The sequence below is a fragment of the Streptomyces sp. MNU89 genome, from assembly GCF_020982505.1.
Taxonomy (GTDB): domain Bacteria; phylum Actinomycetota; class Actinomycetes; order Streptomycetales; family Streptomycetaceae; genus Streptomyces; species Streptomyces xinghaiensis.
This window is the reverse complement of sequence record NZ_JAJKLL010000001.1, coordinates 3,251,177-3,277,348: the sequence shown is the minus strand read 5'-3', so window position 1 is coordinate 3,277,348 and position 26,172 is coordinate 3,251,177. Positions and strand designations below refer to the sequence as shown.

Genomic DNA, 26,172 nt, shown 5'->3' with positions numbered 1-26,172 from the left:
ACGCCGCACGGGAGTTACGGGGAGCGGGCGCGCCGTCACCCCGGGTGCACGGGACGGGAACCGCGCGCGCAGGGAACGGCGCTCGGAGGGCCCGTCCGAGACCGAACCGGAATGATGATCGTCAAAAGTTGCGGTGACGGCGGCGGGTATACGCCTGAACGGGCCCTCTTCTCTCGTAAGGTTTCCGGCGTGGGTTCTCTGCGCAATCCTGTCGGGCCGCTTCCCTCCTCCATCTACTGGCGCCGGAGGGCGGTAGCCCTGTGCGTGGTCGCGTTGCTGGCCGTGCTCGTCGTCTGGGCCGTCCGGTCCACCGGGGGCGGCGGCGGTGACGGAGACGGCGGAGCCAACGGCAAGGGCCCCGCGCAGTCCATCACCCCCGGCCCCTCCTCCTCCGGGCCCGCGATCAGCGAACGGCCCGGTGGCCGCGACGACTCGGGCGGCACCGGGGCGGCACCGGGGCGGCGACGGCGGCGGTGACAGCGGCGGCACGGGCGGCTCGGCCGCTCCGGCGGCGGCTCGGCGGGGACGCCGGCAGCGGTGGCTCCGGCGGCGGTGGCGGCGGCGGTGCGGCGGCGGCTCGGGCTCGGGGCAGCGGCGGCGGGAGCGGCATCCCGGCGGGAACGGCCCTCCCCGACTGCGGCGCCGGGGACGTGGAACTGCGGATCCGCACCGTCGAGAACCGCTACGAACCGGGCGAGAAGCCGGAGTTCGAGCTGACCGCCGAGAGCACCTCGAACCGCTCCTGCGAGGTGGACTTCGGCGAGAAGAGCGCGGTGCTCACCATCACCCCGGCCGACGAGGACGACCCGCTGTGGGCGTCCGACGACTGCCTCAAGGAGAGCCGGGAGATCCGGCTGCGGGTACCGGCCGGCGGCGAGGCCACGTACACGGTCGAATGGGACCGCAGGCCGAGCGCGCCCGAGTGCGCCACGCCCGGGGGCGGTTCGGCGAAGGCGGGCACCTATCTGATCGAGGCGGAGGCCAAGGGCATCGACAAGGCGGAGGTCTCCTTCGTCCTGACCAAGGACTGAGCCGGCCGGTCCGGCACACCGACCGGCCCGCGGCACGCCCGCTCCCGGCACACCGGCCCGCGGCGCGCCGGCCCGCGGAACGGCGGCCGCCGGAGAAAGCTCCGCCTCCCTCAGACGTAGCGTTCGAGGATCGAGGACTCCGCCAGCCGGGACAGGCCCTCGCGCACCGAGCGCGCCCGGGCCTCGCCCACCCCGTCGACCGTCTGCAGATCGTCGACGCTCGCGGCGAGCAGCTTCTGCAGCCCGCCGAAGTGCTCCACCAGCCGCTCGATGATGGTGTTCGGCAGCCGCGGCACCTTGGCCAGCAGCCGGTAACCCCGCGGCGACACCGCCGAGTCGAGCGTCTCGGGGGAACCGCTGTAGCCCAGGGCGCGGGCCACCACCGGCAGTTCCAGCAGCTCGGTGTGCGACAGCTTGTCGAGCTCGGAGAGAGCCTCGGGGACCGTGCGGGTCCGCTTGGCGGTCGGCTCGGGCACGTAGTCCCGCACCACCAGCTCACGCTCCGGCTCGACGCCCGCGATCAACTCGTCCAGCTGGAGCGAGAGAAGCCGGCCGTCGGTGCCCAGCTCGACGACGTACTCGGCGATCTCGGTGGCGATGCGGCGGACCATCTCCAGCCGCTGCGCCACGGCGGAGACGTCCCGGACCGTCACCAAGTCCTCGATCTCCAGGGCGGAGAGGGTGCCCGCCACCTCGTCGAGACGGAGCTTGTACCGCTCCAGCGTGGCGAGGGCCTGGTTGGCGCGGGACAGGATCGCCGCCGAGTCCTCCAGCACCCGGCGCTGCCCGCCGACGTAGAGCGCGATCAGCCGCATCGACTGGCTGACGGAGACCACGGGGAAGCCGGCCTGGATCGAGACGCGCTGCGCCGTGCGGTGCCGGGTGCCCGTCTCCTCGGTCGGGATCGAGGCGTCGGGGACCAGCTGCACCCCCGCCCGCACGATCTTGGTGATGTCCTTGTCGAGGATGAGCGCGCCGTCGAGCTTGCACAGCTCGCGCAGGCGCGTCGCGGAGAACTCCACATCGAGGACGAAGCCGCCGGAGCACATGGCCTCGACGTGCTTGTCCATGCCCAGCACGATCAGTCCGCCGGTGTTCCCGCGGAGAACGCGCTCGAGTCCGTCGCGCAGGGCGGTACCGGGCGCGACAGCGCTCAGCGAGGCGCGCATCAGGCCCTCGGTACCGGAGCTCCCGCCGGATTTGCCGGGAGTCGCTGCCCGGTCATTGGCTGCCACTGCACTCCTCCGGTCGCAGAATTCGGGGCCCGGGTGCGTACGTACGGGCGAGACCAGGGCAAAGTCTACCGGCGGCCGGACGACTTGTGTGGTGCGTCTCGGCTCGGGCGTGCGCGGCGCCCCCGGCGTGCGCTCCGGAGCGCACGCCGGGGAGCGTGGTGCGGAGCCGCCCGGAGTTCCCGCCGGAGTGCGCCCCGGACGGGCCGCCGCGGGCCTGCCCGGGCTCCGGGAACACCCGTCGGCGAGAGTTCGGCGGAGCGCTCGGCGGCGGCGTTCGCGGGGACGGGCGGCGGACCGGGCGGAGGGGCGGGAGGAGGGCGGAGGGGCGGCCGGCCGGCTCGCCGGGGCCTCAGCCGGAGGCGCCTCCCGAGAGCGGCGAGGACTCCGCCGCACCGCGATCCGGCCGCCCCGACCGGCCCGGCCGCCCGGACCGCTCCGCTCCGTCGGCTCCCTCCGGCCGCTCGGGCCGCTCCCGGCGCGGCCGGCGCGGCAGCACCCGCAGTGCCTCCCCCATGTCCGCGACCTCGATGACCCGCATGCCCTCCGGCACCCGCCCCGGATCGGTCGGCACCAGCGCGTGGGTGAAGCCCAGCCGGGCCGCCTCCGACAGCCGGCGCTGCACCCCCGTGACCCGCCGGACCTCGCCCGCCAGGCCGACCTCGCCGATCGCGACGAGGTTCTTCGGCAGCGGGGAGTCGCTCGCCGCGCTCGCCAGGGCCAGGGCGATCGCGAGATCCGCCGCCGGCTCCGACAGCTTCACCCCGCCGACCGTGGCGCTGTAGATGTCGCGCTTCCCCAGCTGGGAGATCTTGCCGCGCTGCTCCAGCACCGCCAGCATCATCGACACCCGCGAGGTCTCCAGGCCCGAGGTCGTCCGGCGCGGTGACGGGATCTGCGAGTCGACGGTGAGCGCCTGCACCTCGGCGACCAGCGGCCGGCGCCCCTCCAGCGTCACCGTCAGACAGGTGCCCGGGACCGGCTCGGCGCGGCGGGTGAGGAAGAGACCCGACGGGTCGGCGAGGCCCGTGATCCCCTCGTCGTGCAGTTCGAAGCAGCCCACCTCGTCCGTCGTGCCGTAGCGGTTCTTGACGCCCCGGACCAGCCGCAGCCGGGCGTGCCGGTCGCCCTCGAAGTGCAGCACCACGTCGACGAGATGCTCCAGCAGCCGCGGTCCCGCGATGGCGCCGTCCTTGGTGACGTGGCCCACCAGCAGCGTGGACATCCCGCGCTCCTTGGAAGCCCGGATCAGCGCCCCCGCCACCTCCCGCACCTGCGCCATGCCGCCGGGCGCGCCGTCGATCTCCGGGGAGGCCACCGTCTGCACGGAGTCCAGGACCAGCAGCGACGGCTTGACGGAGTCGAGATGGCCGAGCACGGCCGACAGATCCGTCTCCGCCGCCAGATACAGATGGTCCGAGATCGCGCCGATCCGGTCGGCGCGAAGCCGCACCTGGCTCGCGGACTCCTCGCCGGTGACGTAGAGCGTGCGCTCCTGGTCGGTGGCCGCCTTGGCCGCGACGTCCAGCAGCAGCGTCGACTTGCCCACGCCCGGTTCGCCGGCCAGCAGCACGACGGCGCCCGGCACCAGGCCGCCGCCCAGCACCCGGTCCAGCTCGGGCACGCCCGTGGCCCGCGCGGTCGCCCGGCGGCCGTCGACCTGGCCGATGGGCAGCGCGGCGGTGGACACCCGGCCGGGCGCGGTCGTCCGCACGGCGGGGGCGCCGCCGGCTTCCTCGACCGTGCCCCACGTCTGGCACTCGGGGCAGCGGCCGAGCCACTTGGCGGTGGTCCAGCCGCACTCGGTGCAGCGGTAGGAGGGACGGTCCTTGGCGGACGTACGGGTGCGGGAAGCCATGCCGCAACGCTAGCGCCGGGCGGTGACAACGCGCGGGGCGGTACCGGAACGGGGCAGGGGCCGCGCGGGACGCCCGACGCGGGACGAAGTCCCCGGGCGAAGCCCCGGGACGGAGCGAGGGGTACCGGGCGCGGCGGCACCGGACGCGGGCCGCCCCCGAAGCCGCCTCCGAGCGCGGGACCGACGGCGTCCATCACCCGTAGGGATGAAAAGCGCCGGAGCGGGGCGAGCGGGCCGGTCCGTCCCCCTACCGTCGCCGGGTGATGAACAGCAGGCCCGAGCACCCGACCCACGCCACCGGCGGCGCGCGCCACGAGCCGTACCTCGACGGGCTGTTCACGTACTGCCTCGCCGCGATGTGCGACCACGACGCGGCGACCGCCGTACTCGGCGAGGTCCTCGCCCACGCGGAGCGGCGCCACCGCCGCTCGCCGGCCGAGCCGGAGCGGCAGCGTGCCCGGCTCTACGCACTGGCCCGCTGGACCTGTCTGCGGCACCTCGCCGTCCGGCCCCGCCCGTCCGCGCGGTCCGGCTCCAGGGGCCGGCTCGTCCCGCACGACCCGTCCGACCGCGCCCACGACCCCGCTCACGCTCACGCCGACGATCCGTCCGGCCCCTCCGCGGAGACCGCCGCCCGGCGCCGCCGGGAACTGTCCGCGCTCGTCTGGCCGGAGGCCGCAGGCACCACCCGCGAGCAGCGCGAGGCTCTGGAACTCGCCGTGCGGCACCGGCTGACGCCACCGGAAATCGCCGCCGTGCTCGGCACGGACGAGGAGAAGGCGCGGCGCCTGCTGACGGCGGGCGCCCGCGAGGTGGAGCGCACCCGGGCGGCGCTGTCCGTCGCGGAGGGCGGTGGCTGTCCCACCGTCAACCGGATGACCCGGGACACCCGGGCCCTGATGGGCAGCGATCTCCGCCGCGAACTGCTGCGCCACATCAAGGACTGCGACGCCTGCCGCGACACCGTCCAGTGCTCTCCGGCGGACGCCCGCGGGCCGGGCACCACCACCACGGACGTGCTCCCCCTGGTCCCGGCACCGCGCGCTGCGGCGGCCGCCGCGATGCGCGCCGCGCTCCGCGCCCGCCCCCGGGACCTCCCCGCCGGCAGGCCGCGCCACGACCGGCAGGGCTTCCCGATGGACCCCGGACGCCTCGCCGTGCGCCGCCGGGCCGTACGCCGCCGCGTCGCCACGGCGGCCGTGGTGGCGGCTGCCGTGGCCGCACCGGTGGTCGCGCTGTGGGCGGCGTACCGGGGCGCGCCGCCCGGGCAGGACCGGTACGCCGGTCCCGTCTCCGCCGCCGAGGACGGCCATCCCGGGGCACATCCGTACGATCCGGCGGACGGCTCGGGCGGCGCCCCGGGCGGCCGGGGCGGGAACGGGCAGCCGGGCGGCGCCGCGGAGCGCGGCGGCGACAGGGGCGGCAACGACGACGCGGCCCGCGAGGACGGCCGGTCCGGCTCGGAGGAGGACGGCTCCGGCGGCGACGGCCGGGACGGGGCCGGGCTGACGGTCGCCAGCCGGAGCGGCGGAGGATCCACCCTCATCACCCTGACCGCCTCGGGCGGCGCACCGGTCGACTGGTCGGCGCGCACCGGCGCGCCCTGGCTGCGGCTCAGCGACACCGGGGGCACGCTCCGCCCCGGACGCTCGGTGACGGTCACCGTGACGGTGGACCGGGCGCGGCAGCCCGGCGGCGCGTGGACGGGCCGGGTGACGATCGGGCCGTCCGGCACGGTGGTCACCGTGACGGGCCGCGGCGCCCCCTCGCCGGAGGACCCGGTGGAACCGCCGCCGACCGCACCGGCGGACCCGGACCCGGAGCCGGAGCCCGCTCCGTCACCCCCGGCGCAGGAGCCGTCGAGCGAGCCGCCGGACTCCGGGGACGCCGGAGAGGCCGGGGACGCGGCCGAGTGAGGCGGCGGCGCGCCGCCGCTCCGCTGCCGCCCGCGAGTCGGACGCCCTGCGGGGCCGAGGGCCGTAGGAGGCCGTAGTCGTAGGAGGCCGTACAGGTCGTGTGCGCCGCCGGCCGGGCCGTACCGGTGGCCGTGGCGCCCGCACCGGGGTGACGGCCCCGTCGGAGCCGGGAGATCCGCCGGTGCCTATCGGTCCGCCGGGTGCGGCGCGACCGGCAGCTCCGCCGCCAGCCGTTCCGCGCAGAGCCCGGCCAGCCGCTCGTAGGCCGCCTTGCCCATGAGCTCCGTCAGTTCGGGCCGGTACGAGACGTAGACCGGTTCCCCCGCGCCGTGCGCGCTGGTCGCCGAGGTGCACCACCAGTGCAGGTCGTGGCCGCCCGGGCCCCAGCCCCGGCGGTCGTACTCGCCGATCGACACCTGCAGGAATCTGGTGTCGTCCGGGCGGTCGATCCACTCGTACGTCCGCCGGATCGGCAGCTGCCAGCACACGTCCGGCTTGGTCTCCAGCGGCTCATGGCCCTCGCGCAGCGCGAGCCGGTGCAGGGCGCAGCCGTGGCCGCCGGGGAAGTCCGGGCCGTTGTGGAAGATGCAGGCGCCGCCGAAGCGGCGGGTCTTGCGGGCGCCGTCCTCGTCGCGTTCGGTCCAGCCGCGCGGGCCGGTGCCCTCGGCGTGGTGCTGCCAGGTCTCGGGTGTGAGCCGCGCCATGTGCCCGGCGACGCGCCGCTCGTCGTCCTCGTCGGAGAAGTGCGCGCCCAGGGTGCAGCAGCCGTCGCTCGCGCGTCCGGCCTCGATGCCCTGGCAGCCGCTCCCGAAGATGCACGACCAGCGGGAGGTGAGCCAGGTCAGATCGCAGCGGAAGACCTGCTCGGGGTCCTCCGGGTCGGTGAACTCGACCCACGCCCGGGGGAAGTCCAGCCCCTGCTCGTCGGCGGGAGCGGACCGCGGCGGCTTCTTCGGGACCCGGGCCGGTTTGCCCCGGTCCGGCTTCACCCTCTTCGTCTTCGACACCTCTTCAGCGTAGGCGGACGGATCCCGTACGGGCCGCTCACCTGCCGCGTTGCCGTGAGCCATATGAGAATGTGCACGCTATGAGACTCGGTGTCCTCGACGTGGGATCGAACACGGTGCATCTGCTGGTCGTGGACGCACACCCCGGTGCCCGCCCGCTTCCCGCCCATTCCCACAAGGCGGAACTGCGGCTTGCCGAACTGCTGGACGAACGCAGCGCGATAGGCGACGCGGGCGTCGACCGGCTGGTCGCGGTGGTCGGCGAGGCGCTGCAGGCCGCCGAGGACAAGGGGGTGGAGGAGGTACTGCCGTTCGCCACCTCCGCCGTCCGCGAGGCGCCCAACGCGGACGACGTGCTGGCCCGGGTGGCCGGCGAGACGGGCGTGCGGCTGACCGTGCTGTCGGGCGAGGAAGAGGCCAAGCTCACATTCCTCGCGGCCCGCCGCTGGTTCGGCTGGTCGGCGGGGAGGCTGCTGGTGCTCGACATCGGCGGCGGCTCCCTGGAGGTCGCGTACGGCGTCGACGAGGAACCGGACAAGGCGGTGTCGCTGCCGCTCGGCGCGGGCCGGCTCACCGCCGCCCGGCTGCCCGGGGACCCGCCCGAGCCGGAGGACGTGCGGGCGCTCCGCCGCCATGTGCGGGCGGAAATCGCCCGGATCGTCGGCGAGTTCAGCCGCCTGGGCACGCCGGACCACGTGGTCGCCACCTCCAAGACCTTCAAGCAGCTCGCGCGGATCGCGGGCGCGGCGCGCTCGGCCGAGGGCGTCCATGTGCAGCGCCTGCTGAGCCGCGCGGCGCTGGAGGAGTGGGTGCCGAAGCTGGCGACGATGACGGCGGAGCGGCGCGCGGAGCTGCCCGGCGTCTCGGCGGGACGGGCACCGCAGCTGCTCGCCGGCGCCCTGGTCGCGGAGGCGGCGATGGACCTGTTCGGCGTGGACGAGCTGGAGATCTGCCCCTGGGCGCTGCGCGAGGGCGTCATCCTGCGGCGCCTGGACCATCTGCCGGAGTGACCCGGCCGCCCGCCGGACGCGGCACCGGTCCCGCGGGCCGCGGGCCACCCGCCCGGTGTGACGAACACCGCACCGCCGCGGCCGCCCCGCCGGGGGAACACCCGTACGGGCCGCTCACCGCCCCTGTCGCCCGGCGCCGCGCCTCCCGGAAGCGGACCCGGGGCATCCGCCGCCCGGGCGCACACGCTCCGGTGGCCCCTTCGGGCCGATCGCACACGCCGTACGCTGTTTCCCGTGGCTCAACCAGTGGTGCGCACCCCGGAAGTGAAGGTCGCCCTGTCCACCGCCTCCGTGTACCCGGAGTCGACGGCGACGGCCTTCGAGATCGCCGGACGCCTGGGTTACGACGGCGTCGAGGTCATGGTCTGGACGGATCCGGTCAGCCAGGACATCGAGTCGCTGCGCAGACTCTCCGACTACCACGGTGTCCCGATCCTCGCGGTGCACGCGCCCTGCCTGCTGATCACCCAGCGGGTGTGGTCCACCGATCCGTGGACGAAGCTGGAGCGGGCCCGGGCCGCCGCCGAGAAGCTCGGCGCGTCGGCCGTCGTGGTCCACCCGCCGTTCCGGTGGCAGCGCAACTACGCCCGCGACTTCGTGGAGGGCATCTGGCGGATGGCGGACGAGACGGACGTCCGGTTCGCCGTCGAGAACATGTACCCCTGGCGCTACCGCGACCGCGAGATGCTCGCCTACGCCCCCGACTGGGACGTCACCAACGACGACTACCGCCACTTCACCGTCGATCTCTCCCACACCGCCACCGCCCGCAACGACGCCCTCGACATGGTCGGGCGGATGGGGGACCGGCTGGCCCATGTCCATCTGGCCGACGGCAGCGGCTCCGGCAAGGACGAGCACCTGGTGCCCGGCCGCGGCACCCAGCCCTGTGCCGAGCTGCTGGAGAAACTCGCCACCAGCGGGTTCGACGGCCATGTGGTCGTCGAGGTCAACACCCGCCGCGCCATGTCCGGCGCCGAGCGCGAGGCCGATCTCGCCGAGGCCCTGGCCTTCACCCGGCAGCACCTGGCGACGGCCTTCCGGGTGCCCGGCGCGCCCAGGACCCCCGGGACGCCCCGGCCGTGACGGACCCGGCCACCCCGGAACCCGGCCCCGGTTCCGCCGCCACGCCCGCACCCCGCCGCGGCCGCGGCCGGCCCTCCGCGCGCGACGGCGGCTCGGGGCCCGGCGCCCGCGACCGCATCCTGCAGGCCGCCCGGGCCGAGTTCGCCGACCGCGGGTACGACAAGACGTCCATCCGCGGCATCGCGAAGAAGGCGGGGGTGGACGCCGCCCTGGTGCACCACTACTTCGGCACCAAGGAACAGGTGTTTGAGACCGCCATCGAGCAGTCCTTCGAACCGGCTCTCGACCTGCCCGATCTGATCGCGCAGGACCCGGCCGGCGCCGGTGAGCGCCTGGCTCGCCACTTCGTCGCCATCTGGGAGAACCCCGTCACCCGCGCCCCGCTGCTGGCCGTGGTCCGCTCGGCCGTCACCAACGAGACGGCGGCCGCCCTGCTGCGCGGCTTCGTCCTGCGCAGGCTTCTGGGACGGGTGGCGGGGGAGCTGGACGTACCGGACGCGAGATTCCGGGTCGAGCTGGCGGTGTCGCAACTGCTCGGCATCGTGATGCTGCGCTACGTCGTCAAGGTCGAGCCGATGGCGAGCGCGGACATCGAGGACATCGTCGCGGCCGTCGCCCCGGTGATCCAGCGCCACCTCACCGGGCCGTGAAAGGGCCGGGGAGCCGGACGCGGGCCGCCGTCCGGACCCCGCTCCGGACGGACCGCCGGATCCCGCGCGGCTTCGCCGGGTCCCCGCCGGACGCCCGTGCGCGAACCGGGAAAATCCGTCTCGGATTCCGGACGAACCGTCCGGATCGTGGCGTCGAGGCGTAGGCTCGTAGGATCCCCGGACCTCTGGCGACCGCCGGTGGTCCCGAGCAGTACCGCGAGAATCCAAGGGAGTGACCACCGTGCCAGAGCTGAGGTCCCGCACTGTCACCCACGGCCGCAACATGGCGGGCGCCCGAGCCCTCATGCAGGCCTCCGGCGTAGCGCGCGAGGACTTCGGCAAGCCGATCATCGCGGTGGCCAACAGCTTCACCGAGTTCGTGCCCGGGCACACCCACCTCCAGCCCGTCGGCCGGATCGTCAGCGAGGCGATCCACGCGGCGGGCGGCATCGCCCGCGAGTTCAACACCATCGCGGTCGACGACGGCATCGCCATGGGCCACGGCGGAATGCTCTACTCCCTCCCCTCCCGCGACCTGATCGCCGACTCCGTCGAGTACATGACCGAGGCGCACTGCGCCGACGCGCTGATCTGCATCTCCAACTGCGACAAGATCACGCCCGGGATGCTGATGGCCGCGCTGCGCCTCAACATCCCCACCGTCTTCGTCTCCGGCGGCCCCATGGAGTCCGGCCGCGCGACCCTCGTCGACGGCACGGTCCGCAAGCTCGACCTGATCTCCGCGATCTCCGAGGCCGTCAACGACCAGGTCTCCGACGAGGACATCGCCCGCATCGAGGACAACGCCTGTCCCACCTGCGGATCCTGCTCCGGCATGTTCACGGCCAACTCCATGAACTGCCTGACCGAGGCGATCGGCCTCTCCCTCCCGGGCAACGGCTCGGTGCTGGCCACCCACACCGCCCGCAGGGCGCTGTACGAGAACGCCGGCCGCACGGTCGTCGAGATCACCAAGCGCCACTACGAGCAGGACGACGCGACCGTCCTGCCCCGCGCCATCGCCTCCCGCGCGGCCTTCGAGAACGCCATGGCCCTCGACATCGCCATGGGCGGCTCGACCAACACGATCCTCCACCTCCTCGCCGCCGCCCAGGAGGCCGAGCTCGCCTTCGACATGAAGGACATCGACGAGCTCTCCCGCCGCCTGCCCTGCCTGGCCAAGGTCGCGCCCAACGTCGCCCCCGGCGGCGTCTACTACATGGAGGACGTCCACCGGGCCGGCGGCATCCCCGCCATCCTCGGCGAGCTGTACCGGGCCGGCCTTCTCAACGAGGACGTCCACACCGTCCACAGCCCCTCCCTCGCCGACTGGCTCAAGCAGTGGGACGTGCGCGGCGGCTCCCCGTCCGCCGAGGCCGTCGAGCTCTTCCACGCCGCACCCGGCTGCGTCCGCTCCGCGACCGCCTTCTCGCAGTCCGAGCGCTGGGACACCCTCGACACCGACGCCGCCGGCGGCTGCATCCGCGACGTCGAACACGCCTACTCCACCGAGGGCGGCCTCGCGATCCTCTACGGCAACCTCGCCGAGGACGGCTGCGTCGTGAAGACCGCCGGCGTCGACGAGTCCATCTGGACCTTCGAGGGCCCGGCCGTCGTCTGCGAATCGCAGGAGGAGGCCGTCGACAAGATCCTCACCAAGCAGATCAAGGAGGGCGACGTCGTCGTCATCCGCTACGAGGGCCCCAAGGGCGGACCGGGCATGCAGGAGATGCTCTACCCGACCTCCTTCCTCAAGGGCCGCGGCCTCGGCAAGGCCTGCGCGCTGATCACCGACGGCCGCTTCTCCGGCGGCACCTCCGGCCTCTCCATCGGCCACGCCTCCCCGGAGGCCGCGTCCGGCGGGACCATCGCCCTCGTCCGGGACGGCGACCCCATCCGGATCGACATCCCCGCCCGCAGCATCGAACTCAAGGTCGCCGACGAGGAACTGGCCGCCCGCCGCGAGGCACTCGGCGGCCGGTACGCCCCCGAGAACCGCGAGCGGAAGGTCTCCCAGGCCCTGCGCGCGTACGCGGCGATGGCGACCAGCGCGGACAAGGGCGCCGTCCGCGACGTCGGCCTGCTCGGCGGCTGACCGCACCCAGGGGCCGTGCCCGTCCCGCCCCGTGACGACGGCGACCAGGAGGCAGGGGCAGGGGCACAGGCGTACGTCACACCGTCCCGGCCGGGACCGATCCGGCCGGGACGGGCCATAATCGGCCGCATGAGCGACACGCGGCAGCCCCCGGGCTCCCAGGCCCCCCGGCCCGAGCCCATCCGGTTCTTCGGCACCACCTGGGTCGACCACGACGGCCGGTACGCCCTCCGGCGCGCGGGTCTCGCCGCGGGCTCCCTGCTGGCCGCCGCCGTGGGCACGTTCCTGCTGAAACTCGGCTTCGAGGGCCTCCTCATCGCCGACGTCGGCTCCACCCTCAGCTGGATCATCGTGGTGATCTTCGCGATCTCCGCCGCCCTCGCCTTCCGGCACACCTGGAAGGGGTTCACCGCGGGCCCCGGCGCGGACGCCGACCCCACCGTCGAGAGTTCCATGCGGAACATCAAGGCCATCGGCTTCATCGGCGTCCTCCTCGCCTGGTTCTGCCGCAGCCTGATCGAGGCCCCGGGCGAGAAGCGGCGCCGCGCGGAGTACGAGCGCGCCCGCGAGCTGTACGAGCGGCGGCGCGCGACCCGCACCGGCAACCCGGCCGCCCGCAAGCGCCAGGGCAAGCGGCGCGGCTGACCCCGGGCCGCCGGACGGGACGCCCGGAGCCGGGGCTCGCGCCGCGGCACCGCCGCGCCCCGCCCGGTCATCCCGGCGCCGTCACCCCCGACGCCTGTGTGCCGCACGTCACCGGCCGCCGTGTCACACTCCGGCCGGCCACTCCGTCCCCCTTCCGAGCGGACCGGATCGCAGGGCGCCCGCGCCGACGACAGGCGTTCGGCGACCGGTGAGGGACGCCCGGTGCCGGACGACCGGCGAGGGGAAAGGGAGGCCCAGTGGCACGGCTGAGCGAATTCGAGGAGCACCGCGGACGTCTCTGGGGCGTCGCCTACCGCATCACCGGCTCCGTCGCGGACGCCGACGACGCCGTACAGGAGGCATGGCTGCGCTGGCAGGCCCTGCCCGACGGCGGGGCGTCCGAGCCCCGCGCGTATCTCACCACCGTCGTCAGCCGAATCTGCTACGACCAGCTCGGCTCCGCCCGCTCGCGCCGCGAGACCTACGTCGGCTCCTGGCTGCCCGAACCCGTCCTCGGCAGGGACGGAGGCGCCGCCCTCCCCGAGGACCGGGTCACCCTCGACGAATCCGTCGGCATGGCGCTGCTCGCGGTGCTGGAACGGCTGACTCCGGCCGAGCGGACCGCCTTCGTCCTGCACGACGTGTTCGCCGTACCGTTCACCGAGATCGCCGAGATCGTCGGCCGCACCCCCGTCTCCGTACGGCAGTTGGCCTCGCGTGCCCGCCGGCGGGTCCGCGCCGAGAGCCCGCGCCGCTCCGTCGACCGCGACGAACACCGGCGGGCCGTGGACGCCTTCCTCGCCGCCGCCACGGGCCGGGACCTCGACGCGCTCATGAAGGTTCTCGACCCCGACGCCGTGTGGCGGGCGGACGGCGGCGGCAAGGTGTCGGCGGCGCGCCATCCGGTGCACGGCCGGGACAAGGTGGCCCGCATGGTCGAGGGACTGCTCCGCCGCTGGGCACCGGGCAGGGTGACGGCGGAGGTACGGGAGGTCAACGGCGCACCCGGACTGGTGCTCAGCGACCCCGGCAGCGGACAGTCCGCGGTCGTCGCGTTCACGGTGCACCGCGGCCTCATCACCGAGATCGACATCGTCGTCAACCCCGACAAGCTGCGCCACCTCGGCCTGGGCGGCTGAACGCCCGCCCGCGTGAACGGGGTTGACGTTGACCGGTCGGCTGCCCGGTCATCCTTCCGTCTGCCTGTGGCGAGGCCGTGTGCCCCGGCGCGGGGCCCACCGGGCTGGTCCGTCCTGCCCGTCCGTCCCGTCCCGCCCGTGCGTTCCGCCGGTCCCGCTCCTGCCGTCCGGGCGTCCGTCCGTCCGGGCGGACGGGCGGACGGCGGGCGGGCCCGGAAGCGCGGAACCGGCAGCTCGCCGCCCCGCCTCCCGCCCGCGGAGCCGTCCTGGCGCCCCGACCTCCCCTGCTGCCGCAACTCCGCCTGTCCCGCGTCCGCCGAACCACCGGCCCTCGTCCGTGTCACACTCCGGCCTCCCACGTCGTCTCCCCGGTGAACGTGAGGAAGAACCGGACCACCACAGGCTCCGGCCCCCGCCCAGGACCCGGCCCCGCCAGGCCCGGGCCCGTACACCCGAGGGAGACGAGACCCCATGCCGCAGCAGCACCCGGCCCGGCCGGGCGACCACGAGACCACCGCTGGCCCGGCCCTGGATCCCGGCCGTCCGGATGGCCGTCCGGGCGGCCGCCCGGCGGACCACCGCATCGTCGTCATCGGCGCCGGCTACGCCGGCCTGCTGGCCGCCCTGCGCCTGGCGCCGCACCACAAGGTCACCCTGGTCGATCCCGCCGACCACTTCACCGAACGGGTACGCCTCCACCAACTGGCCGCCGCTGGAACGGAGGTGACCCACCCGCTCAGCCGCTTCCTCCGCCGCCGCCCCGGCATCGCACACGTGGCCTCCCGCGCCACCGCCCTCGACACCGGGAACCGGCTGGTCCACACGGACGACGGACGCGCCCTCCCGTACGACCGGCTCGTCTACGCCCTCGGCAGCCGCACCGACACCCGAGGCGGTGCCCTCGGCACCGGCGACCGTGCGTACACCGCCGAGACGGCCGCCGAACTCCGGAAGCGGCTCGACGACGGCCGCGGCACGCTCACCGTCGTCGGCGGTGGGCTCACCGGCATCGAGACGGCCGCCGAACTCGCCGAGAGCCGCCCCGACTGGGAGATCCGGCTCCTCACCGCCGGCGAACCCGGTGCCGGACTCTCCCGCAAGGGCCGCGCGCACGTCCGGGCCTTCCTCCGCGACCACGGGGTCCGCGTCGAGGAGGGCCACCGGGTGGGCACGGCCGACGAGGTCGACGCCGACGCCGTCTTCTGGGCGACCTCCATGACGCCCCGTACGGAGATCGCCGAGCGGGCCGGGCTGGATCTCGACTCCGCCGGCCGGATCCGCGTCGACCCGACTCTGCGCTCCCTCTCCCACCCGGAGATCTACGCCGTCGGCGACGCCGCGGCCGCGTCCACCCCCGGCTCCGGGCCGCTCCGCATGGCCTGTGCGACCGCCGTCCCCACGGGCCTGCACGCGGCGGGCGCCATCACCGCCGAACTGCGCGGCCGGGAGCAGCGTCCGCTGAGCTTCCGCTACGCGATCCAGTGCGTCAGCCTCGGGCGCGACGACGGCCTGATCCAGTCCGTGCACCGGGACGACAGCCCGCGCGAACGTGCCCTCACCGGCCGCCCGGCGGCCCTGCTGAAGGAACAAGTGGTGCGCTCGACGGTGCACGCCCTGAGCCTGGCCGCCCGCCACCCGGCCGCACTGCGGCTCCTGCCGGGCTCCGGCTGACGCCGCCCCAGCCCCCCGGGCACGTCGAGAACGCCGGGGTCCGCCAAGCCGGACAGGCCCCGGGCACCCGTGCGCCCGTCCGGACCGGCGGGCCCCGCCCGCCTCCACCGCCCGCCTCCCGCACGCCCCCAGCGCGCGATCCCCTTCCTTGACCGCGCCGGGCTCCGGGAGCATTATTCAACACATGATGAATAACTCCGGGGAGCCCGCTGTCCGGGCCCGCGGCCTCCGCGTGGTCCGCGGCGGGCGCACCGTCCTCGACTCCCTCGACTTCGACCTCCACCACGGCCAGGTCACCGGCCTCCTCGGCCCCAGCGGGTGCGGCAAATCCACCCTGATGCGGGCCATCGCCGGCACTCAGGCCAGGGTCTCCGGCACCCTCGACGTCCTCGGCAGCCCGGCCGGCACCGCGCCCCTGCGCTCCCGCGTCGGCTACGTCACCCAGGCGCCGTCCATCTACGACGACCTCTCCGCCCGCCAGAACCTCGACTACTACGCCTCCGTGCTCGACCCGGCCCTCTCCCGCGCCGAACGCGCGGACCAAGTGGCCCGCGCCCTGGCCGAGGTGGACCTGGAGGACCACGCCGAGCAGCTCACCGGCAACCTCTCCGGCGGCCAGCGCTCCCGCGTCTCCCTCGCGATCGCCCTGCTCGGCTCCCCGGAACTCCTGGTCCTCGACGAGCCCACCGTCGGACTCGACCCCGTACTCCGCCGGGACCTCTGGAACCTCTTCCACCGCCTCGCCGACGAGCGCGGCACGACGCTCCTCGTCTCCTCGCACGTCATGGACGAGGCCGAGCGCTGCCGCCGTCTCCTCCTCATGCGCGCCGGCCGCGTCCTGGCCGACGACACCCCGGAGGAACTCCGCCGCCGCACCGGCTCCGCGACCGTCGAGGACGCCTTCCTGCGCCTGGTCGACGCCGAGAGGGAAGCCGAGAAGGAAGCCGAGCGGAACACCGCGAAGGGGCCCCGCAACGAGAAGGGGACCGGGGACGGGAACCCGGGCAACCCGGCGGCCCGCCCGGCCGCCCGCGGCAACGAGCCCGGGAACGACCCCGCACCCCACCGCACCCCGGACGCCGGAGGAACAGCGCAGTGAACCTCTCCCGCACCCTCGCCACCACCCGGCGCGTGCTCCGCCAGCTCCGGCACGACCCGCGCACCGTCGCCCTGATGCTGGTCGTCCCCCTGGTCCTGCTCTCCCTGCTCTACTGGGTCTACGACGACAGCCCGGGCACCTTCGACAACATCGGCGCCTCACTCCTCGGCATCTTCCCGATGATCACGATGTTCCTGGTGACGTCCATCGCCACGCTCCGCGAACGCACCTCCGGCACGCTGGAGCGGCTGCTCTCCATGCCGCTCGGCAAGGCGGACCTGATCGTCGGCTACGCCCTCGCCTTCGGGCTGCTCGCCATCGTCCAGGCCGGCCTCGCCACGGCCCTCGCCATCTGGGGCCTCGACCTGGACATCACCGGATCCCCGTGGCTGCTGCTGGTCGTCGCCCTGCTCGACGCGCTCCTCGGCACGGCGCTCGGGCTGTTCGTCTCCGCCTTCGCGGCCTCCGAGTTCCAGGCCGTCCAGTTCATGCCGGCGATCATCTTCCCCCAACTGCTGCTCTGCGGACTCCTCGCGCCCCGCGACTCCATGCAGCCGGTCCTGGAAGCCATCTCGAACGTCCTGCCGATGTCCTACGCCGTGGACGCCATGAACGAGGTGCTCCGGCACCCGGACGTCACGGGCGACTTCTTCCGCGACGTCGGCATCGTCGCCGGCAGTGCCCTGCTCGTCCTCGGCCTCGGCGCGGCAACTCTCCGCCGCCGCACGGCCTGAGCGGCCGCAGGGCCCGGGGACCGCTCCCGGCGGGGGGGGAGGGCGGGCCGGAGCAGGGCGGGGCAGGGCGACGACGACCCGCCCTGCCCGCCACTCGGACACGCCACACCCCGATCCCGCTCCGGTGCGAGGATGGCCCGCGCAGAACAAAGGCAGCCAGAGGCAGCCCTTACCTCCTTGTCACCACCTGCATGTCACCACCGGCATGTCATCGCACCGGATGGGGTGAACCCGCACCATGACCCAGAAAGTGGCCGTGCTCGGCACCGGCAAGATCGGCGAAGCGCTCCTGAGCGGCATGATCCGCGCCGGCTGGCCGAAGAAGGACCTGCTGGTGACCGCCCGGCGCCCGGAGCGCGCCGCGGAACTGCGTGAGCGGTACGGAGTGGAGGCTGTCTCGAACGCGGAGGCCGCCAAGACCGCCGACACCCTGATTCTCACGGTGAAGCCGCAGGACATGGGCCGCCTCCTGGACGAGCTCGCCCCGCACGTCCCCGCCGACCGGCTGGTCGTCAGCGGTGCGGCCGGCATCCCCACCGCCCTCTTCGAGGAACGGCTCGCCCCCGGCACCCCGGTCGTCCGGGTCATGACCAACACCCCGGCCCTGGTGGACGAGGCCATGTCCGTCATCTCGGCCGGCAGCCACGCCACGGAGGAACACCTCGCGCACACCGAGGAGATCTTCAACGGCGTCGGCAAGACCCTCCGCGTCCCCGAGGCCCAGCAGGACGCCGCCACCGCCCTCTCCGGCTCCGGGCCCGCGTACTTCTACTTCCTGGTCGAGGCCATGACGGACGCCGGGATCCTCCTGGGCCTGCCCCGCGACAAGGCGCACGACCTGATCGTCCAGGCCGCCATCGGCGCCGCCGTCATGCTGCGCGACAGCGGGGAGCACCCGGTCAAGCTGCGGGAGGCCGTCACCTCGCCCGCCGGAACCACGATCAGCGCCATCCGGGAGCTTGAAAGCCACGGTGTCCGGGCAGCGCTCATCGCGGCCCTGGAAGCGGCACGCGACCGCAGCCGCGAGCTGGCCTCCGGCCAGGGCTGACCGGGCCATGGCTTCAGTCCGCCGGGGACCTGCGGGAGCCGATTTGATGACCATCGGCGTGTCGTGTAGTGTCCTTCGAGTTGTCGGGGCCGCACGTGGTCCCCGGCGGCCACTTCCCGCCGCGTCCGGCGGCACCCACTGAAGCAGGGTCTCTCCGATCGGGGATTGGTTCCGGCATGCCGGAATTCGATACCGAAAGGCTCGATTATGAGCCGGCCGGGAAATCCGCTAACGTAGGGGCCGCGCCGGAAGGCGCAGTGGAAACCCTCTCCAACGGGGACCGGAAACGGAATTCGGATCGGGAAATCGGTTCGGAAAGTGTCTGGTAGGGTTGGAAACACCGAAGGGAAGCGCCCGGAGGGCCCGGAGACGGGGCCGAAGGAAGCGTCCGTTCCTTGAGAACTCAACAGCGTGCCAAAAGTCAACGCCAGATATGTTGATACCCCGTCCGGGCGGCAACTCTTTGTTTGCTGCCGGGATGAGGTTCCTTTGAAAAAGCCCTCCCGTGCCACCGTTTCGGTGGCGGTCGGGAGGCAATCTTACAGCGAGGACGCTGTGCGCAGCCTGGATTATTCCTCCGGGCTGCGCCGCTCTTGCGTGAAGCATTCACGGAGAGTTTGATCCTGGCTCAGGACGAACGCTGGCGGCGTGCTTAACACATGCAAGTCGAACGATGAACCTCTTCGGAGGGGATTAGTGGCGAACGGGTGAGTAACACGTGGGCAATCTGCCCTGCACTCTGGGACAAGCCCTGGAAACGGGGTCTAATACCGGATACGACCATCTCGGGCATCCGATGGTGGTGGAAAGCTCCGGCGGTGCAGGATGAGCCCGCGGCCTATCAGCTTGTTGGTGGGGTGATGGCCTACCAAGGCGACGACGGGTAGCCGGCCTGAGAGGGCGACCGGCCACACTGGGACTGAGACACGGCCCAGACTCCTACGGGAGGCAGCAGTGGGGAATATTGCACAATGGGCGGAAGCCTGATGCAGCGACGCCGCGTGAGGGATGACGGCCTTCGGGTTGTAAACCTCTTTCAGCAGGGAAGAAGCGCAAGTGACGGTACCTGCAGAAGAAGCACCGGCTAACTACGTGCCAGCAGCCGCGGTAATACGTAGGGTGCGAGCGTTGTCCGGAATTATTGGGCGTAAAGAGCTCGTAGGCGGCTTGTCACGTCGGATGTGAAAGCCCGGGGCTTAACCCCGGGTCTGCATTCGATACGGGCAGGCTAGAGTTCGGTAGGGGAGATCGGAATTCCTGGTGTAGCGGTGAAATGCGCAGATATCAGGAGGAACACCGGTGGCGAAGGCGGATCTCTGGGCCGATACTGACGCTGAGGAGCGAAAGCGTGGGGAGCGAACAGGATTAGATACCCTGGTAGTCCACGCCGTAAACGTTGGGAACTAGGTGTGGGCGACATTCCACGTCGTCCGTGCCGCAGCTAACGCATTAAGTTCCCCGCCTGGGGAGTACGGCCGCAAGGCTAAAACTCAAAGGAATTGACGGGGGCCCGCACAAGCGGCGGAGCATGTGGCTTAATTCGACGCAACGCGAAGAACCTTACCAAGGCTTGACATACACCGGAAAGCCGTAGAGATACGGCCCCCCTTGTGGTCGGTGTACAGGTGGTGCATGGCTGTCGTCAGCTCGTGTCGTGAGATGTTGGGTTAAGTCCCGCAACGAGCGCAACCCTTGTTCTGTGTTGCCAGCATGCCTTTCGGGGTGATGGGGACTCACAGGAGACTGCCGGGGTCAACTCGGAGGAAGGTGGGGACGACGTCAAGTCATCATGCCCCTTATGTCTTGGGCTGCACACGTGCTACAATGGCCGGTACAATGAGCTGCGATACCGCGAGGTGGAGCGAATCTCAAAAAGCCGGTCTCAGTTCGGATTGGGGTCTGCAACTCGACCCCATGAAGTCGGAGTCGCTAGTAATCGCAGATCAGCATTGCTGCGGTGAATACGTTCCCGGGCCTTGTACACACCGCCCGTCACGTCACGAAAGTCGGTAACACCCGAAGCCGGTGGCCCAACCCGTAAGGGAGGGAATCGTCGAAGGTGGGACTGGCGATTGGGACGAAGTCGTAACAAGGTAGCCGTACCGGAAGGTGCGGCTGGATCACCTCCTTTCTAAGGAGCACTTCTCGGCCGGCAGGGGTTAACTCCTGGTGGTCCAGAGGCCAGAACACCGGCGAGTGTCCGGTGCTGGTTGCTCATGGGTGGAACGTTGACTATTCGGCGCATCACGGTTGCTGCTGCTAGTACTGCTCTTCGGAGTGTGGAACGCGGTGGGGGTCGGGGTGTGCCGGGCGCGCTGTTGGGTGTCTGAGGGTACGGGCTGTGAAGCTTGTGTCCTTTGGTGCCGGTCCCGGTGTACTCATTCCGTGTGGGGTGGGGTGGCGGGTGGCTGGTCGTTGTTTGAGAACTGCACAGTGGACGCGAGCATCTGTGGCCAAGTTTTTAAGGGCGCACGGTGGATGCCTTGGTACCAGGAACCGATGAAGGACGTGGGAGGCCGCGATAGGCCCCGGGGAGCTGTCAACCGAGCTTTGATCCGGGGGTGTCCGAATGGGGAAACCCGGCAGTCGTCATGGGCTGTCACCCATACCTGAACACATAGGGTATGTGGAGGGAACGCGGGGAAGTGAAACATCTCAGTACCCGCAGGAAGAGAAAACAACCGTGATTCCGGGAGTAGTGGCGAGCGAAACCGGATGAGGCCAAACCGTAGGCGTGTGATACCCGGCAGGGGTTGCGCTTACGGGGTTGTGGGATCGTACTTCGATGGTCTGCCGGCCATCGGGCGAGTCAGAAATTGTTGGTGTAGGCGAAGGGCATGCGAAAGGCCCGGCGTAGAGGGTAAGACCCCCGTAGCCGAAATGTCAGCAACTTGCTTGTGCGACACCCAAGTAGCACGGGGCCCGAGAAATCCCGTGTGAATCTGGCGGGACCACCCGCTAAGCCTAAATATTCCCTGGTGACCGATAGCGGATAGTACCGTGAGGGAATGGTGAAAAGTACCGCGGGAGCGGAGTGAAATAGTACCTGAAACCGTGTGCCTACAAGCCGTGGGAGCGTCGCGCATCGGACTTGTCCGGTGCGTCGTGACTGCGTGCCTTTTGAAGAATGAGCCTGCGAGTTTGCGGTGTGTTGCGAGGTTAACCCGTGTGGGGAAGCCGTAGCGAAAGCGAGTCCGAATAGGGCGATTCAGTAGCGCGCTCAAGACCCGAAGCGGAGTGATCTAGCCATGGGCAGGTTGAAGCGCGGGTAAGACCGTGTGGAGGACCGAACCCACCAGGGTTGAAAACCTGGGGGATGACCTGTGGTTAGGGGTGAAAGGCCAATCAAACTCCGTGATAGCTGGTTCTCCCCGAAATGCATTTAGGTGCAGCGTCGTGTGTTTCTTGCCGGAGGTAGAGCACTGGATAGGCGATGGGCCCTACCGGGTTACTGACCTTAGCCAAACTCCGAATGCCGGTAAGTGAGAGCGCGGCAGTGAGACTGTGGGGGATAAGCTCCATGGTCGAGAGGGAAACAGCCCAGAGCATCGACTAAGGCCCCTAAGCGTACGCTAAGTGGGAAAGGATGTGGAGTCGCAGAGACAACCAGGAGGTTGGCTTAGAAGCAGCCATCCTTGAAAGAGTGCGTAATAGCTCACTGGTCAAGTGATTCCGCGCCGACAATGTAGCGGGGCTCAAGCGTACCGCCGAAGTCGTGTCATTGGCACATATACCCCTAACGGGGGTGCTGATGGGTAGGGGAGCGTCGTGTGCCGGGTGAAGCCGCGCCGGAAGGCAGTGGTGGACGGTTCACGAGTGAGAATGCAGGCATGAGTAGCGATACACACGTGGGAAACGTGTGCGCCGATTGACTAAGGGTTCCTGGGTCAAGCTGATCTGCCCAGGGTAAGTCGGGACCTAAGGCGAGGCCGACAGGCGTAGTCGATGGACAACCGGTTGATATTCCGGTACCCGCTTTGAAGCGCCAGCGCTGAACCTTCTGATGCTAAGTCCGTGAAGCCGCCGGCTGAGTCTTCGGACGAGGTCGGAGTGGTGGAGCCGACGATCCAAGGGGGTAGTAGGTGAGTGATGGGGTGACGCAGGAAGGTAGTCCAGCCCGGGCGGTGGTTGTCCCGGGGTAAGGGTGTAGCCCGGAGGGTAGGTAAATCCGTCCTCCGTGTAAGGGTGAGACCTGATGCCGAGCCGATTGTGGTGAAGTGGATGATCCTATGCTGTCGAGAAAAGCCTCTAGCGAGTTTCATGGCGGCCCGTACCCTAAACCGACTCAGGTGGTCAGGTAGAGAATACCGAGGCGTTCGGGTGAACTATGGTTAAGGAACTCGGCAAAATGCCCCCGTAACTTCGGGAGAAGGGGGGCCATTGCTGGTGATCGCCCTTGCGGTGTGAGCTGGTGGTGGCCGCAGAGACCAGCGAGAAGCGACTGTTTACTAAAAACACAGGTCCGTGCGAAGCCGTAAGGCGATGTATACGGACTGACGCCTGCCCGGTGCTGGAACGTTAAGGGGACCGGTTAGTCATGATTCGTCATGGCGAAGCTGAGAACTTAAGCGCCAGTAAACGGCGGTGGTAACTATAACCATCCTAAGGTAGCGAAATTCCTTGTCGGGTAAGTTCCGACCTGCACGAATGGCGTAACGACTTCTCGACTGTCTCAACCATAGGCCCGGTGAAATTGCACTACGAGTAAAGATGCTCGTTTCGCGCAGCAGGACGGAAAGACCCCGGGACCTTTACTACAGCTTGATATTGGTGTTCGGTTCGGCTTGTGTAGGATAGGTGGGAGACTGTGAAGCCCGGACGCTAGTTCGGGTGGAGTCGTCGTTGAAATACCACTCTGGTCGTGCTGGATGTCTAACCTGGGTCCGTGATCCGGATCAGGGACAGTGTCTGGTGGGTAGTTTAACTGGGGCGGTTGCCTCCTAAAGGGTAACGGAGGCGCCCAAAGGTTCCCTCAGCCTGGTTGGTAATCAGGTGTTGAGTGTAAGTGCACAAGGGAGCTTGACTGTGAGACCGACGGGTCGAGCAGGGACGAAAGTCGGGACTAGTGATCCGGCGGTGGCTTGTGGAAGCGCCGTCGCTCAACGGATAAAAGGTACCCCGGGGATAACAGGCTGATCTTCCCCAAGAGTCCATATCGACGGGATGGTTTGGCACCTCGATGTCGGCTCGTCGCATCCTGGGGCTGGAGTCGGTCCCAAGGGTTGGGCTGTTCGCCCATTAAAGCGGTACGCGAGCTGGGTTTAGAACGTCGTGAGACAGTTCGGTCCCTATCCGCTGTGCGCGTAGGAGTCTTGAGAAGGGCTGTCCCTAGTACGAGAGGACCGGGACGGACGAACCTCTGGTGTGCCAGTTGTCCTGCCAAGGGCATGGCTGGTTGGCTACGTTCGGGAGGGATAACCGCTGAAAGCATCTAAGCGGGAAGCCTGCTTCGAGATGAGGACTCCCACCCCCCTTGAGGGGTTAAGGCTCCCAGTAGACGACTGGGTTGATAGGCCAGATATGGAAGCACCGCAAGGTGTGGAGTTGACTGGTACTAATAGGCCGAGGGCTTGTCCTCAGATGCTCGCGTCCACTGTGTTGGTTCTGAAACAACGAACTGTGTTGCCGTCCGGTTCGTGCAGTTTCATAGTGTTTCGGTGGTTATAGCGTGAGGGAAACGCCCGGTTACATTCCGAACCCGGAAGCTAAGCCTTTCAGCGCCGATGGTACTGCAGGGGGGACCCTGTGGGAGAGTAGGACGCCGCCGAACAATTCTTGAGATAGAAAGCCCTGTGGGGGACTCCGGTTCCCCACAGGGCTTTCTCACGTTTGAGGACCTTTCCCCGCCCGCGCGACCGGGACGGGTGTCCGGACCGGCCGTTCTACAGTGAGTCCATGCGCTACGACCTGGTCATATTCGACAACGACGGTGTGCTGGTGGACAGCGAGCCGATCTCGAGCCGGGCCCTCGCCGCTCATCTGACCGAGCTCGGCCACCCCACCACCTACGAGGACTCCCTCCGCGACTACATGGGCTCCGCCCTCCACCGGGTCCATGACCTCGTGTACGAGCGCTCCGGGCGCCGGCTCCCGGACGACTTCGACGACACCTTCCACCGCCGGGTCTTCGCGGAGTTCCGGCGCGGGCTCCAGCCCGTCCCCGGGGTGGCCGGCGTACTGGCGGGGCTGGGCACGGCCGGTGTTCCGTATTGCGTCGCCTCCTCCGGCAGCCATGAGCGGATCCGGGTCACCCTCCGCACCACCGGGCTGTACGAACTCTTCGGCGAGGAACGTATCTTCAGCTCGCAGGACGTCGGACGCGGCAAGCCCGCGCCGGACCTCTTCCTGCACGCGGCCGCCGCGATGGGCGTGGAGCCGGGCCGTTGCGCGGTGGTCGAGGACAGCCCGCTCGGTGTGCGCGCGGCCGTGGCCGCCGGGATGGACGTCTACGGCTTCACCGCCATGACCCCGGCCGCCGAACTGACGGAGGCCACCGCGCTGTTCTCCGCGCCGGCCGAGCTGCCGGTCCTGCTCGGACACGGCCGGGACGCGGCGGATGCGGCCATCTGAGCCATCCGGGCCGCCACTCCCCGGTCTCACCACGCCCGTTTGGTTCGGCTCTCAACGGGACCGATACGGTGGTCGGTATGAGCGGTCGCGCGCAGCTGATGTGGGACGAGGCGGTCACCCGCTATGACTTCGGTCCCGACCATCCGATGGATCCGGTGCGGCTCGCGCTGACCATGCGCCTGGTCGAGGCTTTCGGACTCGACCGCGAACTGCGGGTCACGTCGGCCCGGTCGGCCGGGGAGTCGACACTGCGGCTGGTCCACCGCGCGGACTACGTGGACGCCGTGCGCCGGGCCTCGGCCGATCCCGCCTCGGCGGACGGCTCGTACGGTCTCGGTACCGAGGACGACCCGGCCTTCAGCGGGATGCACGAGGCCTCGGCACTGATCGCCGGGCAGTCCGTGGGCGCCGCCGAGGCGGTGTGGCGCGGGGACGTCCGGCACGCGGTCAACTTCTCCGGGGGCCTGCACCACGCCATGCCGGGCGCGGCGGCCGGTTTCTGCATCTACAACGACGCGGCGCTGGCCATCGCCCGGCTGCTGGAGCTCGGTGCCGAGCGCGTCGCGTACGTCGACGTGGACGTGCATCACGGGGACGGCGTCCAGGCGGCGTTCTGGAACGACCCCCGGGTGCTGACCATCTCCCTCCACGAACACCCGCGCACCCTCTTCCCGCAGACCGGCTGGCCGGAGGAGACGGGCGGCGAGGGAGCCGAGGGCAGCGCGGTCAATGTGGCGCTGCCCGCCGGGACCACCGACGAGGGCTGGCTGCGGGCCTTCCACGCGGTGGTGCCCGAGATGCTGTCGGTGTTCCGCCCGCAGGTCCTGGTCACCCAGCACGGTGCCGACACGCATTTCGAGGACCCCCTCGCGCATCTGGCCGTCAGTCTCGACGCGCAGCGGGCCGTGCAGGCGGCCTGCCACGACCTGGCGCACAAGCACGCGGAGGGCCGCTGGATCGCTCTGGGCGGTGGTGGATACGCCGTCGCGGAGGTCGTGCCGCGTTCCTGGACCCATCTGGTGGCGATCGCCGCGGGACGGCCGATCGACCCCAAGGCGGAGACCCCCGAGGACTGGCGGCAGGAGGTCTACGCCAAGACCCGGCAACTGGCCCCGCGGCGGATGACGGACGGACGCGAGCCCTGGTGGCGCGACTTCGAGGACGGTGGCTACGACCCGGCGGACCGGCTGGACCAGGCGGTGCTCGCCACGCGCCGCGCGGTGTTCCCGGCGCACGGGCTGCTGCCGTAACCCCGGCCGTAACCCCGGCCGTGATCCCTGCCGGAGCCCTTGCCGCGCGGTGTCCGGTGCTCCGGAACCCCCGTGTGCTGGGCCGCCCGTGGGAGGTCTGCCCGATACGACGGCGGGGCCGGCGCCCGTAC

At 70.9% G+C, this 26,172-nt stretch carries 18 protein-coding genes and 3 rRNA genes; 18 read left to right on the top strand and 3 right to left on the bottom strand.

Annotated elements, in window-relative coordinates; translation table 11 throughout:
- The first annotated feature begins 189 nt into the window (after nt 1-189).
- Both E4N63_RS31110 and E4N63_RS31105 read left to right on the top strand, forming a co-directional pair.
- Nucleotides 190-477 carry a hypothetical protein gene (locus E4N63_RS31110; RefSeq protein WP_308188690.1) on the top strand — a complete coding sequence of 96 codons (288 nt, stop codon included), beginning with the start codon at nt 190-192 and terminating at the stop codon, nt 475-477.
- Between the two features lie 173 nt (nt 478-650).
- A complete protein-coding gene (locus tag E4N63_RS31105) occupies nt 651-1,031 on the top strand; it encodes a hypothetical protein (RefSeq protein WP_308188689.1) in 381 nt (126 codons plus the stop codon).
- A 110-nt stretch (nt 1,032-1,141) separates the two neighbouring features.
- Here E4N63_RS31105 and disA read toward each other — a convergent pair whose 3' ends face one another.
- Together disA and radA are read right to left on the bottom strand one after the other, a co-directional pair.
- Entirely contained in the window at nt 1,142-2,266 is a 1,125-nt protein-coding gene (gene disA / locus E4N63_RS14025) for a DNA integrity scanning diadenylate cyclase DisA (RefSeq protein WP_019707684.1), read from the bottom strand.
- A 349-nt stretch (nt 2,267-2,615) separates the two neighbouring features.
- On the bottom strand, nt 2,616-4,121 hold the full coding sequence (gene radA, locus E4N63_RS14020) for a DNA repair protein RadA (RefSeq protein ID WP_228429353.1): 1,506 nt from the start codon (nt 4,119-4,121) through the stop codon (nt 2,616-2,618).
- A 263-nt stretch (nt 4,122-4,384) separates the two neighbouring features.
- On the opposite strand from radA, the gene E4N63_RS14015 reads away from it, so the two are divergent.
- Nucleotides 4,385-6,037, top strand: coding sequence for a hypothetical protein (locus tag E4N63_RS14015; RefSeq protein WP_230242478.1), 1,653 nt, complete (start codon nt 4,385-4,387; stop codon nt 6,035-6,037).
- Nucleotides 6,038-6,222: 185 nt separating this feature from the next.
- On the opposite strand, the gene E4N63_RS14010 is transcribed toward E4N63_RS14015, so the two are convergent.
- Complete coding sequence (locus E4N63_RS14010; RefSeq protein ID WP_230240822.1) at nt 6,223-7,044, bottom strand: hypothetical protein; 822 nt, start codon at nt 7,042-7,044, stop codon at nt 6,223-6,225.
- A gap of 80 nt (nt 7,045-7,124) precedes the next feature.
- On the opposite strand from E4N63_RS14010, the gene E4N63_RS14005 reads away from it, so the two are divergent.
- The 15 genes from E4N63_RS14005 to E4N63_RS13935 all read left to right on the top strand — a co-directional run bounded on the left by E4N63_RS14005 (nt 7,125) and on the right by E4N63_RS13935 (nt 26,041).
- Nucleotides 7,125-8,054, top strand: coding sequence for a Ppx/GppA phosphatase family protein (locus E4N63_RS14005; RefSeq protein ID WP_230240821.1), 930 nt, complete (start codon nt 7,125-7,127; stop codon nt 8,052-8,054).
- Nucleotides 8,055-8,288: 234 nt separating this feature from the next.
- Nucleotides 8,289-9,140, top strand: coding sequence for a sugar phosphate isomerase/epimerase (locus E4N63_RS14000; protein WP_230240820.1), 852 nt, complete (start codon nt 8,289-8,291; stop codon nt 9,138-9,140).
- On the top strand, nt 9,137-9,790 hold the full coding sequence (locus tag E4N63_RS13995; RefSeq protein ID WP_125625220.1) for a TetR family transcriptional regulator: 654 nt from the start codon (nt 9,137-9,139) through the stop codon (nt 9,788-9,790). The genes E4N63_RS14000 and E4N63_RS13995 overlap by 4 nt, the downstream gene beginning before the upstream one ends.
- A 241-nt stretch (nt 9,791-10,031) precedes the next feature.
- Nucleotides 10,032-11,885, top strand: a complete 1,854-nt coding sequence (ilvD, locus tag E4N63_RS13990; protein WP_125625218.1) for a dihydroxy-acid dehydratase — start codon at nt 10,032-10,034, stop codon at nt 11,883-11,885.
- Between the two features lie 129 nt (nt 11,886-12,014).
- Nucleotides 12,015-12,530: a hypothetical protein gene (locus E4N63_RS13985; protein WP_125625216.1), complete on the top strand. Its 516-nt coding sequence runs from the start codon at nt 12,015-12,017 to the stop codon at nt 12,528-12,530.
- 257 nt (nt 12,531-12,787) lie between these two features.
- On the top strand, nt 12,788-13,669 hold the full coding sequence (gene sigJ / locus E4N63_RS13980) for an RNA polymerase sigma factor SigJ (protein WP_230240819.1): 882 nt from the start codon (nt 12,788-12,790) through the stop codon (nt 13,667-13,669).
- A gap of 471 nt (nt 13,670-14,140) precedes the next feature.
- Complete coding sequence (locus E4N63_RS13975; protein WP_230240818.1) at nt 14,141-15,340, top strand: NAD(P)/FAD-dependent oxidoreductase; 1,200 nt, start codon at nt 14,141-14,143, stop codon at nt 15,338-15,340.
- Between the two features lie 184 nt (nt 15,341-15,524).
- Entirely contained in the window at nt 15,525-16,439 is a 915-nt protein-coding gene (locus tag E4N63_RS13970; RefSeq protein WP_230240817.1) for an ABC transporter ATP-binding protein, read from the top strand.
- Nucleotides 16,436-17,173 carry an ABC transporter permease gene (locus tag E4N63_RS13965; protein ID WP_019707693.1) on the top strand — a complete coding sequence of 246 codons (738 nt, stop codon included), beginning with the start codon at nt 16,436-16,438 and terminating at the stop codon, nt 17,171-17,173. Before E4N63_RS13970 ends, E4N63_RS13965 begins: the two co-directional genes overlap by 4 nt.
- A 238-nt stretch (nt 17,174-17,411) precedes the next feature.
- Nucleotides 17,412-18,221, top strand: coding sequence for a pyrroline-5-carboxylate reductase (gene proC / locus E4N63_RS13960; protein ID WP_125627107.1), 810 nt, complete (start codon nt 17,412-17,414; stop codon nt 18,219-18,221).
- A gap of 605 nt (nt 18,222-18,826) precedes the next feature.
- Nucleotides 18,827-20,352, top strand: a 16S ribosomal RNA gene (locus E4N63_RS13955).
- Between the two features lie 320 nt (nt 20,353-20,672).
- Nucleotides 20,673-23,799 (top strand): 23S ribosomal RNA (locus tag E4N63_RS13950).
- 75 nt (nt 23,800-23,874) lie between these two features.
- Nucleotides 23,875-23,991 (top strand): 5S ribosomal RNA (rrf, locus tag E4N63_RS13945).
- Together the 16S, 23S and 5S rRNA genes form the textbook arrangement of a ribosomal RNA operon.
- 125 nt (nt 23,992-24,116) lie before the next feature.
- The gene (locus tag E4N63_RS13940) at nt 24,117-24,791 is read left to right on the top strand and encodes an HAD family phosphatase (RefSeq protein WP_230240816.1); all 675 of its coding nucleotides are present in this window, start codon (nt 24,117-24,119) and stop codon (nt 24,789-24,791) included.
- 77 nt (nt 24,792-24,868) lie between these two features.
- Nucleotides 24,869-26,041, top strand: coding sequence for an acetoin utilization protein AcuC (locus E4N63_RS13935; RefSeq protein ID WP_125625074.1), 1,173 nt, complete (start codon nt 24,869-24,871; stop codon nt 26,039-26,041).
- Nucleotides 26,042-26,172 lie beyond the last annotated feature (131 nt).